8 protein-coding genes are annotated in these 16,272 nt (G+C 67.6%); 2 read left to right on the top strand and 6 right to left on the bottom strand.

Annotation, left to right across the window (positions count from 1 at the left end; all coding sequences use genetic code 11):
* Positions 1-61 precede the first annotated feature (61 nt).
* Together F5972_RS38880 and F5972_RS39410 are read right to left on the bottom strand one after the other, a co-directional pair.
* Positions 62-10,570, bottom strand: a complete 10,509-nt coding sequence (locus F5972_RS38880) for a DNRLRE domain-containing protein (RefSeq protein WP_191910212.1) — start codon at positions 10,568-10,570, stop codon at positions 62-64.
* Positions 10,571-11,228: 658 nt separating this feature from the next.
* On the bottom strand, positions 11,229-11,630 hold the full coding sequence (locus F5972_RS39410; protein WP_191910211.1) for a bacterial transcriptional activator domain-containing protein: 402 nt from the start codon (positions 11,628-11,630) through the stop codon (positions 11,229-11,231).
* Positions 11,631-12,375: 745 nt separating this feature from the next.
* On the opposite strand from F5972_RS39410, the gene F5972_RS39405 reads away from it, so the two are divergent.
* Positions 12,376-12,666 carry a hypothetical protein gene (locus F5972_RS39405; protein ID WP_191910210.1) on the top strand — a complete coding sequence of 97 codons (291 nt, stop codon included), beginning with the start codon at positions 12,376-12,378 and terminating at the stop codon, positions 12,664-12,666.
* 12 nt (positions 12,667-12,678) lie between these two features.
* Positions 12,679-13,308: a hypothetical protein gene (locus F5972_RS39400; RefSeq protein WP_191910209.1), complete on the top strand. Its 630-nt coding sequence runs from the start codon at positions 12,679-12,681 to the stop codon at positions 13,306-13,308.
* A 185-nt stretch (positions 13,309-13,493) separates the two neighbouring features.
* Here F5972_RS39400 and F5972_RS19375 read toward each other — a convergent pair whose 3' ends face one another.
* Genes F5972_RS19375 through F5972_RS19355 form a run of 4 tightly spaced genes read right to left on the bottom strand, consistent with a single transcriptional unit; the run spans position 13,494 to position 16,022 of the window.
* On the bottom strand, positions 13,494-14,192 hold the full coding sequence (locus tag F5972_RS19375; RefSeq protein ID WP_150934944.1) for a hypothetical protein: 699 nt from the start codon (positions 14,190-14,192) through the stop codon (positions 13,494-13,496).
* On the bottom strand, positions 14,189-14,611 hold the full coding sequence (locus F5972_RS19370) for a pilus assembly protein TadG-related protein (RefSeq protein ID WP_150934943.1): 423 nt from the start codon (positions 14,609-14,611) through the stop codon (positions 14,189-14,191). Before F5972_RS19370 ends, F5972_RS19375 begins: the two co-directional genes overlap by 4 nt.
* On the bottom strand, positions 14,608-15,663 hold the full coding sequence (locus F5972_RS38210) for a TadE family protein (protein WP_225311643.1): 1,056 nt from the start codon (positions 15,661-15,663) through the stop codon (positions 14,608-14,610). The genes F5972_RS19370 and F5972_RS38210 overlap by 4 nt, the downstream gene beginning before the upstream one ends.
* Positions 15,660-16,022 carry a pilus assembly protein gene (locus tag F5972_RS19355; protein WP_150934942.1) on the bottom strand — a complete coding sequence of 121 codons (363 nt, stop codon included), beginning with the start codon at positions 16,020-16,022 and terminating at the stop codon, positions 15,660-15,662. The genes F5972_RS38210 and F5972_RS19355 overlap by 4 nt, the downstream gene beginning before the upstream one ends.
* Positions 16,023-16,272: the final 250 nt, after the last annotated feature.

Raw genomic sequence — 16,272 nt, 5'->3', positions numbered from 1 at the left:
CACTTCCCCATCCAGAAGGATATCCAGAGCGAAATCGTCTTCTCGCCAGGAGAAATATGGTTCACTGGGCATAAAGCTTCTTCAGCCTCGCAATCACTTTCTTTTCGTTACCCTTGTTAGCCTTGCCAACGATAATAATCCTGTTACCTACCTTGCGAAAGAAGAGTCGCGCCCCATCATCAGCTCGTGCATACATGACATCTGTACCCGCTAGCGCTTTCGTTCCGATACCAGGATTCAGGTTTCCCTGCGAAAGCTGCGAGAATAGGTGGTCCAGGCCCTTTTGATTACTCTTGCCGGCCTCCTTCGCAGCTCGAGTGAGATACGGATCATTTGCGATCGCCGACTGCATCTCAAAGCAAGATGCAGCATTATGGACTAGAACATGTGCGGCGGAGGCCCCCACGTAGTAGGTGTGCAAGGTGTCAGTCGTCAGATTATAGACGCGCTGAGCACTAGAGTGATAGCCGGCGACAGCTGTAACCATCAACTCATCGCCCGCAGAAGAGCGCAGATGCATGCCTACTTGCAGGTCTTTGGCGTTCAGCCAGTGACCCAAGTCGCTGACCCAGAAGGGGTGCAACTCAGTCGAGAGGATGAGGCCAGTCTTGTCTCCGTCGAGGCCGTCGATGTCCACGGTGAGCTGAATGATACTCTTCTCGCCGGAACTGTTGATCAGCCTGATTACCGGCCGGGCTTCAGTCTTCCCTGTGACGGGATTCTGAGCGAGTACCATCTCGCCAATTTTGACTTCCTCGATCGGCTTCTCACTCCCGTCGGCCATCAGCACCACGGTGCCCGGAACAAAGCTACTGGAACACCCTCCGGGCCTCTTGGCGCCCGACCCCTTCTTATTGCCGGATCCGTTCGCACCTCGCGTACCAGGAGGACGAGTTCCCTCCCCATAGAGGGGGACATCCTCTAGATCACGATTGTTTAGAAGTTCGTGGACCGAGGCATTCCAGGCGGCGTCGCCGCAATTAATCTTTCTACAGATATCATAGGCTAGCTGCGCGCCAGCCAGTCGACGCATCTGCTGCGCTTCAGGACCCGTGTCAGCACGGGCAGCCGATCGATAGTCGGCCCCCAGATAACGTTTGGTGTACTCCTTCTGCATCTGATTCCAGAGCCGATTGAATTGCGCTCTTTTCGCAGAGGGTAGAGCGTTCATGACGGACGAGGGAGGGGCTAGACCTCCTCCGCTGCCGCCACCGCCGTCGACAGCGAGTCCAGTCGGATCGGACATACCGATCGGATTGTTGCCGGAGTAGGCGTAAGGGTTTGCCCATTGCGGCTTACGCAAATCGAGCTGAGGATCGGTGGAGATAAATTTCGCGATCGCAGAGTCGTAGTAGCGAGCGGACAGGTAGCTCAGTTTGGTTGAGTCGTCTTCGATCTTGCCCAAGAAGCCATGGTCGGTGAAGGGCAGGTCGTCGGCACCGCGGCGCTGCCCGAAGGGGAGGTAGCGTTCGCGGTACACCTTGCCGGTAGTGTCATCGACAGCGAGCTGAGTGGAACCGTGCAGACCGGACATCAACCAGGTGGCACCTTCGCCCCCGGTGCGCATGGCGATTGTGCTGCCGTCCGGGGCGGTGTAGTAGCGCTTCCCAGCGATGGTATCGCCGTCTACCTCGATCTCCATGGAGCCGAGGTACAAGGTCACCTTGCCATTGGGATTGCGGCGAATCAGGCGCTCTCCATCGGCGTCATACACCATAGTGGTGTCCTGACCGTCGATCCTGGCCTTCTCCAACTGGCCGAGTTCATTCCAGGTGAAGTTGCCGGCTTTGCCGCCGACGGTGCGCGAGGTGAGCTGACCCGCCTCGTCGTAGACGTAGCTGTCCGTGCCGCCCTGCCCGGTGATGGAATTGACGGCGTTCGGGCGCACCGCCGAACCTCCCGGCGGGGGGTAGCCGTAGGTGAGTGTCTTCCCGCTATTGGTGAGACTGGTGATATTGCCTATGCTGTCGTAGGTATAGGACTGGGCGTAGGGGTCTATACCTAAGCTGTCGGCGGATGCAGTGCCGGAACCACAGTTGGCCGCGGTCGTGGTCCAGGCTTGGGACAGACGGTGCAGCCCATCATAGGCGAAGCATTCGGACTGTCCGGCGCTATCACCGCTGGAGGAGGCAGCGTCGAGAATTTTGATGATCTCGCCTGAGACGTCGTAGGTGTACCTGTCGTCTTGCCTGATTACTGGGTTAGCGGTTTCAGTCTGGGTAGTAGTGCGGGTCCAGTCGAGCCAGCCGGTCGCTGGGTTCCACTCCAGCTCTCGCTTCAAGCTTCCGTTGGCTCCGTAGCTCCTCTTCTTAAGCCGCCCTATCGAGTCATAGGTTGTGGAGCCAACGTATGTGAACCCGCCGCCCAGGTCAGACGACAGGCCCAGGGGAAGGTCCAAGTCGGTGTAGGTCGAGGTTACGGTCTCCGCAGGGAGACCTCCAGCGGCTGGCATCGTTTGGGCTTTTACCTGCCCACTAACAGTGTAGGTTGTGGAGAAATTGTAACTCCCCGCCAGTAAATTCTCGGATGAGGGGATGGTTATGGTTGATCCGGTTGGCCGGCCCATTGGGTCATATGCGGTTACTGCGTCGACGTACGCGTTGCCATTGACGAAGCGGGTCGCAGAGGTTAGTTCGCCCTTGGCAAGGGTGTCATACACCCATTCGGCCAGCTTCGTGCCACTCCCGACATTACCGAACCAGACGGCGGTCTTACGCCCGAGGTCGTCATAGGAGTACGAGATCTTCTCACCTTTGCCGTTCGTCGACCACTTGGTCTGGCCAGCTGCGTCGTAGGCCTCCTGGGATTCACCAGCATCGGGATCATGCGTGGCGGTGCGGCGGCCCAGCAAGTCATAAGTGAAAGTGCGGACGTTGCCGTTGGCATCAGTCTGCTTGGTCATCCGGCCGCCGCGGTCGTACTCATAAGTGGTGTCGTAGTGCTGGGCCGCTTGGACAGTGATGGTCTGCCAGGTGGTCCAGTCGGAGGTGGCGGCGCCGCGGGTCGCGCGGGCGCGCCAGCGGATTTTCCATCCGTTGCTCAGTTTCCCGGTGGGGATGGTGACGGCGGCGTCGTTGCCGGAGGTCACCCCGGTGACGGTGGTGGTCCAGATCTGGCCGGTGCCGTGGGCGGTGTCGGTGGGGTCGTGTTCGACCTGGAACTCCGCCCCTAGTTGTCCGCCGTTGGTGCTGTTGACGTTGGCGATCAGGGCGGGGGTCAGCGTGTTGGTTGTGCCGTTGGTGGCGGGCTGGGTGCGGGGGTTGTCGATGGTGGGGATCTGGGTGCTGTCGATGACGCTCAGTTGCTGCCAGCTGGACCAGGCCGACGTGCCGGCGGCGGTGACGGCTCTGGCGCGCCAGCGCACGAGCCAGCCGTCGGCGAGTTTGCTGTCGGGGACGGCGGCGGTGGCCTGGGTGCCGGAGGTGACGTCGTCGATCGCGGTTGTCCAGATCTGGCCGGTCCCGTGCTGGGTGTCGGCGGGGTCGTGTTCGAGTTCGAACTCCGCCCGCACTTTGCCGCCGGTGGGGTCGGTGACCTGGGCGAGCAGCTGCGGGGTCAGCGAGCTGGTGACCGTGGTGCCGCCCGTCACGCTGGAGGGGGTGACCTGCAGAGTGCCCAGCACCGGGTCGGGCTGGTCCACCGTGACGGTCTGCCAGTCCGACCAGGCCGAGGCGGTGGCTCCGGCCAGGGCGCGGGCGCGCCAGCGCACCACCCAGCCCTCGCTCAGCTTCCCGTCGGGGACGGTGACGGTGGCCTGGGTGCCGGCCGGGACGTCGTCGATCGCCGTCGCCCAGATCTGACCGGTGCCGTGATCGGTGTCGGCGGGGTCGTGTTCGAGTTCGAACTCCGCCCGCAGGGTGCCCCCGGCGGGGTTGGTGACCTGGGCGCGTAGCTGCGGGGCGAGCGAGGTGGTGACCGTGGTGCCGCCTGTCACGCTGGAGGGGGTGACCTGCAGCGCCGTCACCGCCGGGTCGGGCGCCACGTTCCCGACGTCGACGGTTGCGGACTGCCAGCCGGACCAGGCGGAGGTGACCTGAGTGGTGGCGTTGACCGCGCGGACCCGCCAGCGGATCCCCCAGCCGCTGGTCAGCTTTCCGCCGGGGACCGTGACCGTAGCCTGAGTACCGGAAGCGACGTTGTCGACTCCGGTGGTCCAGATCTGGCCGGTGCCATGGGCGGTGTCGGCGGGGTCGTGTTCGAGTTCGAACTCCGCCCGCAGCGGTGCGCCGTAGGCGTCGGTCACCGTGGCCAGCAGTTGCGGGGTGAGCGAGGTGACCGTGGTCGTCTGGCCGGAGGTCTGGGAGGGGGTGATCTGCAGCTGGGAGACTCCCGCAGCCGGAAGCTTCACGGTAAGCGGCTGCCAGGAGCTCCAGGCGGAGGCGTTGGACCCGGCGGCGACCGCGCGGGCGCGCCAGCGGACCTGCCAGCCGTCGGTGAGTTTCCCGCCGGGCACGGTGACCGTAGCCTGGGTGCCGGAGGCGACGTTGTCGACTCCGGTGGTCCAGATCTGACCGGCCCCGTGGGCGGTGTCGGCGGGGTCGTGCTCGACCTCGAACTCCACCCGGGACGCTCCGCCGTCGGATGTGGTGACCCGGGCGGCCAGCCCCGGCGTGAGGGTCGAGGTGACCTTCGTTCCGGACAGGTCCTGCGACGGGGTCGCCTGCATCTGGTCCACCACCGGGTCAGGCACCGCGACTACTGCGGTCTGCCAGCCGGACCAGGCCGAGGAGGTGGAGGTGCCGGTGTTGGTGGCGCGGGCGCGCCAGCGCAAGTGCCAGCCATCGGTGAGCTTGCCGGCGGGTACGGCGGCCGGGGCGTCACTGCCGGAGGAGACACCCGATGAGCTGCCGGTCCAGATCTGGCCGGTGCCTTCGGCCGGGTAAGCGGGATCGTGCTCCACCTCGTAGTCGGCCCGCAAGGTGCCGCCTGCGGGGTCGGACACGGTCGCGTGCAGTGCCGGAGTCAGGGAAGACACGGCCGTACCGGTCAGCGGGCTGATCGACAGGCTACCGGCCGCGGGTGCGGAGGCGATGGTGTAGGTGACCGACAGCTGCGGCGGGTGGGTCCCGCTGCCCGTGGCCTCGGCGGAGTCGAACTGCAGCACGGCCCAGTCGTTGGTCTCGTCGTACTCGCGTACCTGCAGCCCGTAGTTGGGGGTGCCGGAGGCCCACGCCTGGACGATCGAGGTGATCGGCCAGGTCAACGTCTCCGCGGCGCCGTCATGGATCGACGACGCCGACAGGGTCGCCTGTCCGGTCGTGGTAACGGACGGCTGGGCCGCCCAGGTGAGGGTGGTCGGGTTCCACGACGCGGTGACGCGCGAGACCTTCGGGCCGCCGCTCATGCCGACGATGTCGTCGTAGGTCTTGTACAGCTTCAGCGAGGCACTGCTGATCTGCGCGCCGGTCAGGGAGGAGGTGTCGAACTTCAGATAGGAGCGGGAAGCGAAACCGCCGAAGAAGGGAGGAGACGCCTCCACGTACAGGCTCGGGTCGGCGCTGTTGGAGCCGCCTCCGGTCGTGGTCCAGGTGTCGGCCGCGGCCGACAGGCTGACAGTCGGATCAACGACTACTGGGAAGACCGTCTTCGGGTCCGCCAAGAACTTGCCATCCGGTGTCAGTGTCAGCACTTGGTCGGTGCCGCTACCGGTCAAGCGGGTGGTGACGGCGCCGATCCGGCTGCCGGCCGCGACCGCTTTCGCGGAGGCGGCGTTGCGCTCACCAGCGGGAGCAGGGGGATGCGTGGCATGCATGACGGGCTCAGCGACCGGCGTGACCAGCGTGCCCGCCTGGTCGGTGAGCTGCAGGCGGCCCTCACCGTCCTGCGTCAGATGCCAGCCAGCGGTTTTGACGCCGATGGTGAAGTTCAGCGGCCCGGACGGTCGTTCACGGAGCTCGATGTCGTGGCGTACGCCGCCTGGGAGGACGGTTACGAGCAGGTCCGCGCCTTCACCGGCGGCGTCGGCGTACCGTGCCACGTTTCCCTTGACTGTGGGGCGGGGCAACGGGGTGGGCCAGCTCAACGCGATCGAGTTGCCCGCGTCGTCGGCCATCGTGGCGAACGGCCCGGTGCCGCCGTTCGATACCTGCACCTTGGGACCGGCCTGCGGGACCAGGACGTTGTTCTTCTCCACCAGGCTGGTGTCGATCGCGGTCCATGTGCCGGACCGCTTGATCCTGGTCGGCTGGGTGCTGATCGTGGTGGTGAATGAGCCGTCCGGGTTGGCCAGGGTCGAGCTCACCGGCGAGGTCAGCGCCGCTACCTCGACCGGCTTGCCCGAGCGCTTGGCCTTCGCCCGGGCACTCCCGCGTACCGCGTCTGCCTCCGACGCCGATAACACGTCTGAGGATTCGTCTGTCTTGGGCTGCGGTGATGGGTCCGTCGTTGGTTGGGTCGAAGCAGCGCCTGCGGACGACCCTGCTGTGGCGGCCGGCGAGGCCGGCCCCGCCGCGGCTGCCTGCTGTCCGCCTGCTCCGGTCAGCCACTCCTCGATCTTGATGGCTTGCTTGGCAGTGTCGGTGTAGTAGACCGTCTTGCCGCCTACCGGTGGTGTGATCTCGTACTTGTCCGCTCCCAGGTAGTTGGTGATTGTACGACGCAGCTCCCCTGAACCTGACATATCGACCTGGGCGACCGTACGCTCCAGTGCGTCGTAGACGGGGGCCGACCACTGCGGCAGCGACGTCAGGGCAGGATTGAGCAGGCCCGATCCCGGCTGAGCGGAGTTGTAAGCAGGCGCGCTGCTTGCTGCGGTGAGTCCTCGGGCATCATAAGTGGTGACCTGCACAATGCGGCCTCCCGCAGGCGAGGCCGATTGAGCCTCCCGAAGACGACCGAACCCGTCGTCGTAGGAGTAAGTGGTCACCCACTTCGCAGAAGTATTGGAGCCTGACTGAAGCCGGGACGTGGCCGTGACAGGTGGACCAGTAACTGCGCCGGTTCCATTCATCGGAATCGTATAGGCGACTTTTGCCGCCGGCGTTCCCCCTGATTTGGGAGCCATAGGCGTCCACAGCAGCAGGGCACGGCCGAGCGCATCGTAGTCGATGTTCATGTCGTTGCCGTTGGCATCACGCGATCCGACGATCTCTCCGTTGTACGGAGAGGACCAAGTGGTGGCCGTATGCCCAAGAGGATTCGTTACAGCAACTCCCCCGGAGGGCCAGCCCACCGCCGGGGTGTAGGTCGTGGTGGTCGACTTACCCAGCGGGTCAGTCGACGTCAGTGGTCGGCCATAATCATCAAAGGTGGTTTTAGTGACTGAGTATTCTGACGCTGTGGAGTAGGCGCGGGTTTCGGTGGCGTTCCCACGGGTTGGGGTGTTCGATGTCGGGCCGGTCGCGCCGTCGTAGAAGGTGACTGTGCGGCTGAGCAGGTCGCCGGCCGAGCAGTCGTCGCCAGCGTGTTTTTCCTCCGACCCCTTATAGTCGATCAGCCACTTGCTGGTGTTGCGGGCGTAGGTGGTGACGGTGCAGGTGTTGTCCGTGGCGGTACCAGGCTCGCCGTAGTCGTTGACCTTGACCGGGAGTCCGTCGGCGTTGTACTCGGTCTTGGTCTCGGTGTACCGCCAGCCGGAGGTGGCCTTCTCCCGTGCCACCTCTCGGGTCTGGTTGACCTGGTGGGGGTCATAGACGCTCGGACCGCCGCCGGTCACCACATTGGTGTATTCGTAGCGGACGGAGGACTCTTCGTCGAAGGCGTTGGGGACCGGCGTAGTTTTCGGGCAGGGGCCCAGATCGGTCCACCAGCTGGAGTTGAAGCCGCTGTTGGCTCTGTTGGAGACGTAGGCCTCCCAGTGATGGTTCTGGTACGACACGCGGTCCCCGGCGTCATACGTGACACCGGACCGCCAGGTTGGATACGTACACGCGAAGACAGGGGTGGACATGCCGGTCAGGCGCAGGGTCTGCTCCTGCAGGGGCCGGCCCGAGAAGACCCGCAGGTCGTCGTGGGCGGTGCCGTCGAAGTCGCTGACCTGGGTGTGCTTGGCGGTTCCGTCGGCGAGCGTGTCGTCATACAGCCCCCGGTAGAAGGAGCTCGCTGTCACGCTCACCTGGGACAGGTCCCCGCCGAGGGTGCCCTTGAAGACGCGGACGGTCTGGTAGCCCCGCCATTCGGTCCAGTTGCCCGGCCACTCGTAGCAGGTCTGCAGCCAGGGGTAGTACTCCTCCAGCAGGTAGGAGTCGCCTGTGCACTGCCTCGGTGTGGTGATGAGCTCCACTGGTCTGGCCCAGGCGGGGCTGCCGACGTACTGGTATTGAGTGACCTGGTCCGGGGAGCCCGCCACCAGGTCCCGCTCCACGGTCTTCATGACGAGCCACTTGTTGTAAATGGCGCCGTTCTGGTAGATCGACGATTCCCCGAGGGTGTAGTTGTACAGCTCCCAGCCGTAGCAGTCCTGGTCGCTGACGTCCCACCCGGTCATCCCCTGGTCGTCACATGGATTGGCCTGGCCGTAGGTGATCTCGGTGACTCCGCCGAGGCCGGTGGTGAGTGCCGAGATACGCGGCATGCGGAACGGCGCCTGGTCCTCGCTGTATTCGATCGAGTCGGCGCGGTTGTCCAGCAGGGTGGCTGTGAAGTCGATGGGCGGTGCCGGGATGTCCGGCCCGTTTCCGGCCATGCCGATTTGCTGGATGTGGTCCAGCCACAGCACCGGTTTGCCGAAGCAGCCGAAGGGAGAGTCGTCGGGGCAGTCGGTGTCGATCCAGTCGTAGGTCAGCTTGAGCTGGGTCACGTCCTCCCATTGGGAGGAGGTCGCGTTCCACGCCGAGGCGGTGATCGAATCCAGCCGCTTGCTGGTGAAGAAGGTCGGCGTGCCGTTGCTGCCGCAGTTTCCGCTACTCAGGCAGAGCAGATCGGTGGGCGTGTCGTCCTCCCAGTCGGTGACCCCGTCCGGCGGGGTCCCCCGGTCGACGGCGGCGAAGGCGATCCGGCCGGTGGGGGAGGAACCGGGCACGTTCAGGTTGTGGCCGTAGGCGACCTGCGTCAGGTACCCGCCGCGGTCGTAGCTCACCGTGTACTCCGGCACCCAGGAGCACACTGTCCCGCCGGCCCGGCAGTAGGTGTTGGTCTCCCGCGCGTAGGTATAGTCGATCACATTGCCGTTGGGATCGACCTCCTGGTCCAGCTGCCATCGCCATGCCGCCGGACAGAAGGCCGACGCCTCAGGGTAGGAGCTGCCCGACGCCACGAACGCCGAATGACACGGCTCGCCTGAGTCGTCGCCCAGAACGGGAACCTGCCAGGAGGAATCCCGGTGGAAGCCGAAACGGTAGACCGTGCCACTCTGCGTGGTGACCTTCCAGTACGGCTGGCCGCTCTCACCACCCGAGGTGACGTAGTCAATCTTCCAGCCGAAGTCCTCCTCCGTCTTGTACGCCCCCGACGACGACTCCTTCACGATCTTTGAAGAGCGGCCCTCCACCGACAGCGTCAGCGCCGACCCCGCCGGATCCGAATCGGGAGACTCCCAGCACAGATGTCCCTCCAGCCGTTCCCCTGGCAGAGCACACTGCTGGAACTGCCGCTCGATGAACCCCGCGCTCAGATCCCAGCCCACTCCGACGAGAGGCGCCTGGTTGTTGGTGTAGGAGGTCAGCGAGTCCACCGACGACGACGAGTACTGCAGGGCCAGGTCCGGAGCAGAGCCACCCGGTGGCGGCACCGCCGGGACCGGATAGCTGTAGGAGAACTCACCTCCGGAAACCCCTACCTGCCAGGTCCCCGACGGTTTCAGGTCGGTGGCCGCGAACGACCCGGTCGCATCCGACCCCGTCGAGCTCGCCGACGTGGCCAAGGTGTAGACGAAGGCACCGGAGGAAGCGGAGGCCTCTGCCGCCGGCGCGGCATCCATGATCGCCGTCAGCTTGCCGTGGGCCACGTCGTTGACCACCGGCAGCGTCCGCGTCGTCGCCTTCGCTCGATCCTGGCACTGCTGCGATGGAGCCGCGTCCAGCATGCAGGCCGGCACCTTGCGCACTGTCAGCCGCGAGGCGAACCCACCCGCGTACGCGTTACCGAAAGACGAGTAATCCACGGTGACCCTCGCCGGGGCCGCCGTAGTGCCGGCGTCGCCCCGTGCGAGCCGCACCGCGACCCCGACCCCACCCAGCCGCCGAGCGACCGTGTTGTCGAACGTCTGCACGGCCACCGAAGACGGTGAGGACGGCAAAGGCGCAGGGGTGGCCTTCCCGGTCGGCCTGGCAGCAGGACTGGGCTGGCTGGGCTTGGCCTGAGCGGAGGAGCCAGCCGGGGGTGCGGCCTTCGGCGAGGCCTGAGCGGAGGGCGTCTCGACCGCTGCCACCGACACCGGCAAGCCGGCGACCGCGACAGCGGCCGCCCCCTTGGAAAGATCCGCTTTCCCGGAGCCCGCCTTCGGCCAGCGGGGTGCGATACGCTTGACCGGCGTCTGCGCGTCCTCCACCCCCTCCGGGGCAGCCTTCGGCGCAATCGGGTGTCCGTCCACGCTCCGCTCGCCACCGGAAGAGGGCGCCTCTGCGGCAGTCGCCTTCTGCGTCAGCCCATCCGGCACACCGATCCCGGCGACGAATACGCCAAGGACAGCCACAGCTCCAACAGAAGACCGCCAGAAGTGATCGCGCATCCTGCCGGGCAGCAGTTTCCGGGCACGCGAAATCGATACGCCGAATCCCTCCGCACGCAAAGCGAAGCGCGCGACACGACACGGCCACTCGCCCCTATAAAGCTGACATAAACAGATCAAATGTGATCATGCGTGCCCGATCACCACAGGTCAAGACCGATTCCGCATCTAGATGATCACATGCCGTTATCTAGACAATATCCGCCAACCCGCCAATAACAGGCCCCACCAGGCACGTTCCAATGCGCTCTACGGAAAACAACCCAGAGATCCTGCGATTTACGTCACATGCTCCGCTTGCTCTTGACTTGAGGAGCGCGGGCGATACAAAAGGCCTCAAAATCGAAAATTTGTGAATATCGAGTTTAGCTCAGATCAAAAACCGATTAAGGGCCCAGGCAGGAAACCTCGCGCGGACGGGTGGCCCGGACGTCAAGGCGGCCAGGATCTCCCACCGCCGCCACAGGCAGGCCATCCACAGCCAGCCGTTAGCAGAGGGCTTGGGATCCGGCCCATCGCCGCGCGGAGGTAGGAGTGACTCGGTCAAGGTGCGCCCAGTAGTCGCACCAGCGGCTCCGATCGCTACCTATGCCCGTTTGCTATCAGCTCACCAAGATGATCTTCATCCGGGGCGGCGAGTGTTGGCGAGCTTGCGGTACAAAGCAGCGGTCTCAGGATGGGGGTCGCCGTCGGCGCTGACTTCGGCGACGGCCTTGAGGCAGGCTTTCCATGCTTCGTGGACGCGGCTGATGTTCCCGGCTTCGTATTCGGCGCGCATCAGGGCGCGCCAGAGCTGTTCGGCGTAGGGGTCGGAGGCGAGTCCAGTCCGTGCGGCGCGGGCGGAGCGGTCGGGGCGGCCGGCGTCGAGTTCGAGTTCGGCGAGCAGGTCGCCGGCGTCGACGATCTCGGCGCGGATGTTTTCGAAGCGGGGTTTCCAGCCACCAGTGGTAGCAGCCGTCCAGCACCGGTCCCCGTACGAGGGCGAGCGCGTCCCACAGGTCCTCGGTGCGGTTGCGTTTGGCACCGCGGTCGGCGAGTTCCTGGAAGCGGGTCCAGTCCAGGGTGATGGCGTGGGTGCGGTAGACGTAGGCGGAGTCGCAGTGGATGCGGGTCTGCCCGTCGGGGGCCTTGCCGAGTTTGCCGCGGGTGCGGGTGATGAGCTGGCGGAGCTGGTCGGAGGGTTTGGGAGTATCGGGGTCGGGGCCCATCATCGCGGCGAGCTGGACGTTGCGTAGCCCTGTCGGCCCGGCCAGGGTCAGGGCGAGTACGAGTTCGGCCATCTTTGGCTGGAGGTCGGCGGCGGTGCCGGTGATCTCCAAGGGGCCGAGGATGGAGACCTGCACGGTGTCGAGGGCCTTCTGACGCCGGGTTTCCGGCTCGGCGTCTTCCTCCGCTCGCTGTCTGGGTTCGTCCCGGGCTTCCTCGTGCTGGCCGTTGCCCGGTTCCGCTGGTGCTGGCGCGCTGCCGGCCAGTGGCAGCAGGTTCTCACCGGCATACGTGTCGTACGGCGGGTCACGGACGGCGACGTCACCGGTGTCGGCGGCAGCATGGAACAGGTCGCCGAGCCGTTGGTAGGTCTGGATGGGCATCAGGTGCGGCCGCACTGCGAGGCCGGGCGGGGTGACGTTCAGCAGCGGGCCTTGATCGTCTTCCGAGAGGGCGAACCGTGCGGATGTTCCTGCCGCATCCCCGGGTACGAGGGCAGCCAGGCCGCCGGGTAGAGCGGTGACGGTGTCGGCCAGCCGGGCCAGCTGCTCGGGTGACGGGGTGTGCCTGCTGATCAGGACGGTGAGGGTCCAGTCGCCGTCGGGGTCGTGCAGGCGCCGGTCGGCGACGTCGCTGGGGCCGTCGGTGGTGGCCAGCCGTCCGCGCAGGTCGCGGGCGCGGTCGGCGAGCAGGCCGAGTGCTTCGGTCAGGTCGGTGCAGGCGCGTACGCGGGGTCCGGCCGCGTGCAGTTCGGGGAAGCCCACGGCGAGTACGTCGAACCAGGGTCCTTCGCCGGTGAGGAGTTCGGTGGCCGCGGTGACGAGGAAGCGGTCGACCAGGTCGGCGGGGCCTGATGCGGTGGCGGCTTGCAGGCGTTCGAGGTTCACCAGGAGCGCGGGTCCGTCGTCGAGGTGCCCGGTGGTGAGCAAAGCGGGCAGCACCTCCCGCGGATTGTCCACGCCGTGAGCCGCGCCCTGGAGATCGGTGCGCCAGGTCGCTTTGGTGCGGCCCTGGGTGAAGGGGGCCGGTGGTGTGCCGGCGGGCTGGGCGAGCAGCAGTTCGACGGTGCCGTCGCTGACGCGGGCGCCGAGCACGGGCGGCAGGTCGCGGCCGACGGCGGCGATGACGTCGCCGAGCTGGGCGAGGGCTTGGCGGGCGAGGGTGCGGGCGTCGGGCGCGGCCAGGCGGTGCAGTTCTTGCTCGGTACGCAGGGTGGCGGGGTCGGCGGGCAGGGGGATGCGGTGGCCGCGGCGGCGGGCTTGGCGTTGGGCGTGGCGGAGTCGGGCGAGGGTGATCAGGGAGCCGACGGCCACTCCCCCGGCGAACGCTGCCACGGGCGCGCCGGGTCCGTTGTCCTGCGTGGTTCCGGCGTCGGTCAGCAGGATCGTGGTCGGTTCCGGAGCCGATGCACGCGCCTGGCTGCGCGGCTCGGCGAGTGCGGGTGGAGCAGCGTCTGGTGCGGCTGCCGGTCGCTCCGCCGCCGCGGCGTCTGGTGAGGCTGGCGGGGGTGCGGAGGGGGCGCCGTCGTGCGGGCGAGAGAACTCTGGGGCGTCGCTCGGGTGGCCGGCGTGGCGATCCGAAATGGGTGCTTGTGACTGGTCGAGGTCGGTCGTGGCGGCGGGCATGCGCAGCACCCAGCCGGGGCGGATCACATCGGGGTGGGTGAAGTGCGCCCCGTCGGTCATGACGCGGCCGATATTGAGGCCGGCGATTTCGGTGTAGCGGTCGCCGTCGCCGAGGTGGCGTTCGGCGATGGTCCGCAGGCAGTCGCCGCGGCGCACCTGGTAGGCAGCGTGGGTGAGCCGTACCAGCCGGGATGGGACGTGGCCGGTCGCGGTGGGGGCGCCCCCGGCGAGAGGTGCGCGGCGGCCGGGCTCGTGGCGGTCAGCGGCGGGACTGTACTGGTGAGCCGGGTGGCCTCGCGGGTGGTGTCCGCCGCGGCGGCCGGGGTGGTGTCGGCCAGTGCGGCAGGGGCGGTGGCGACCACGGCGGCGGGCGGGACCGCGGCCACGAACGCGGCCGGTGACCCGGCGGCGAGCGCGATCGAGGAGATGAGCTGGGCGGCAAGCCATTGGGCGGCGCCGAGGCCGGGCAGGTGCGGGGCGGCGTGGCCGCCGATGCGAGAGGTGAGTTCGACGAGGGTGCTCACCACGAAGCCGGCCCACGCCGCCCAGCTGAGGGCCTTGACCACGGTGAGGAAGAGGGTGCCGTCGTCGCGGTGGGTCAGCGTGTGGGCGAGTTCGCCCAGGTCGGGCAGGTGGGCGGGCAGGGGGGATCCGGCCAGCGCATACAGCGCCAGGGGAACGCCGGCGATGAGCGCGGTGAGGACGGCGGCGGCCAGCAGCGCGCGCAGCCCGTCCAGGAGGCGGAACCTCGTCATCGCAGTTCTCCTTCCACGCCGGGGACGAGGCGGGCGGTGGCCGTCCCGGTCACGGTGATGTCGTCGATGCCGATCAGGGCCAGGAACAGGGTGGATTTGGCGACCCGTACGCGGACCTGGATGGACTGGGCGCCGGCCGGTGTGGCGCTGCCGGTGTGGCCGGTGGCGGTGAGGTAGGCGCGGGCGGCGCGCAGGGCGGCGGCCTGGTCGACGATGTAGCGGCCGCCGGTGTAGGCGGCACGCCGGTCGACCTGCCCGGCGCCGGCCCGGGCCGCTTCCTCGGCCACGTTGTAGGCCTCCCGCCCGGCGCGGAGCTTGGCGGTGCCGTCCCACAGGAAGGCGGCGAGCAGCAGCATCAGCGGGAAGACCACCGCGGCGGTGAACAGAGTGACCGACCCTCGCTCGCGTGCCCGGGTCATGCCACCGCCGCCAGCGCAATGAGGCCGTCGGGAACCGTCTGGTCAGCGTCAGCGCTGGTGGGCGAGAGCAGGGTCGCCGGGCCGGCGCCGGCACCCACGCCGAAACCCGGCGCGCCGCAGCCGACCACCGTCTCCGCCTCATCGCAACGGACGCCTGCCGCGTCGATCGTGTCAGGCATCCTGGGGTCCTGACGCGCTGGTTTCGGGCCTATTGGGATGAGGAGGACACCTGGTTCTACGTCGAGGTCGGCGACGACGGCTGGGTGGTCCGGCAGGTCGAACTGCGCGGCCCGGACGGCACGCCCGTCACCGCGGCGTCGTGGCCCGAATGGCAGGAGGCCGAGCTCGCAGGGCGTATGCGGCAGTATGAGGCGACCTTTGGGGCGACTGCCGAAATCCCTCTGCGGGAGTGGGACGGCTACGAGCCGCAGCCTCTTACCTGGGCCGAGTTCGAGAGCGCCTGGCTTCGGGCCCGCGCCTTTCTCGGAGGCGGTGGCCGGCCTGCCAGCGGCCAGCTCCGCCCTCGTTCCGGTGCGCGGCCCTGATGCCTCACCCATGGCCGGCTCCGCCCCGGCGCTCCGGCGCACCGTCGACGAGGTTCCGGAGGTCGTGAGCCCGAGGGTTCGTCCCCGGTAGGGGTCGATGGGCGAGACGAAGGACGCGCGCATCGTTGTGTGGCCGGGCAGTCCGGGCAGCAGGTCGCCGAGCCGGAGCGTGCAGGTCACGCGGGCGGTGACCTGCACGGAGGCGCCGACCTGGCGGGAGAAGCCGGAGGTGTCCAGCGCGATGGACGGGCCGCAGCGCAGGTGCTCGTCGCGGAGCGTGGCGGTCGCGCTGGTGGTGGCGGCGTGCCGGGCCTGGGCGGGGTCGCGGGCGATGGAGGCCTGCCGGGCGGCGTCGCGGGCGGCTGATTCGACCGCGGCGTAGGCGGTGGCGATGCGCCCGGTCAAAACGGCCAGGGAGATGAGCGCGAGCAGCGCGGGGGCGAGGACCACCAGTTCCAGCGTGGCACTCCCCCGTTCGCCGTCGGGCCGTGTATGTCGCGGTCTCATGGGCGGCTCGCGGGGACGAAGCGTTCGACCGGTGCGCGGGCCGCCTCGGCTACGGTGAAGTCGCCTGTGGGCAGGAACGACGGCACCCGGCCGGTGACGACGACTTCGACGGTGGCGGCGTCGCCGCCGGTCCGGGCGGGGGGGTGGGTGAGGAGGGCGCCGCCGACGCGGGTGGCGAAGCGCACCGCGGCGGCTGCTCCGGCGGAGCGGGCCGCGCCGTGGGCGCGGGCCGCCCGCACGCCTTCTTGGGCGGCCGCCTGGGCGGTGGAGCGCGCCTGGTAGACGAACACGGCTTGGAGCAGCAGCGGGAACAGGACGGCCGCCTCCAGGGTGGCCGCGCCGCGCTCCCGGATGGCCATGAGGCGGCCGCCGGCAAGCCCGCGCCGCAGTGATCCAGGCCGCCTCCCGGCGCGGCGCCGGCGTACGGAACATCCTGACCAACCTGGCGGCCATGGTCGCGGCCAACACGGCCACCCCGGCGGGAGGTCGAGGCCGAACACGCCGCCACCGCGCCGCCGTCCGCTGCATCATGGTTCGGCAACGCCGCCGGGCAGGCAAGGACGGCGGCGAGACCTCGCCGGCTGCCGTGGCGGGGTGGCGCGGAGTGGC

Origin of the sequence: Microbispora cellulosiformans (assembly GCF_008728085.1) — a bacterium.
Taxonomy (GTDB): domain Bacteria; phylum Actinomycetota; class Actinomycetes; order Streptosporangiales; family Streptosporangiaceae; genus Microbispora; species Microbispora amethystogenes.
This window is presented reverse-complemented; position numbering and strand designations above follow the sequence as displayed.

What these genes read in the sequence shown, in the direction of transcription:
- F5972_RS19375 (WP_150934944.1), bottom strand. Translation starts at nt 14,192, where the DNA reads ATGACGAGGTTCCGCCTCCTGGACGGGCTGCGCGCGCTGCTGGCCGCC.
- F5972_RS19370 (WP_150934943.1), bottom strand. Translation starts at nt 14,611, where the DNA reads ATGACCCGGGCACGCGAGCGAGGGTCGGTCACTCTGTTCACCGCCGCG.
- F5972_RS38210 (WP_225311643.1), bottom strand. Translation starts at nt 15,663, where the DNA reads ATGAGACCGCGACATACACGGCCCGACGGCGAACGGGGGAGTGCCACG.
- F5972_RS19355 (WP_150934942.1), bottom strand. Translation starts at nt 16,022, where the DNA reads ATGGCCATCCGGGAGCGCGGCGCGGCCACCCTGGAGGCGGCCGTCCTG.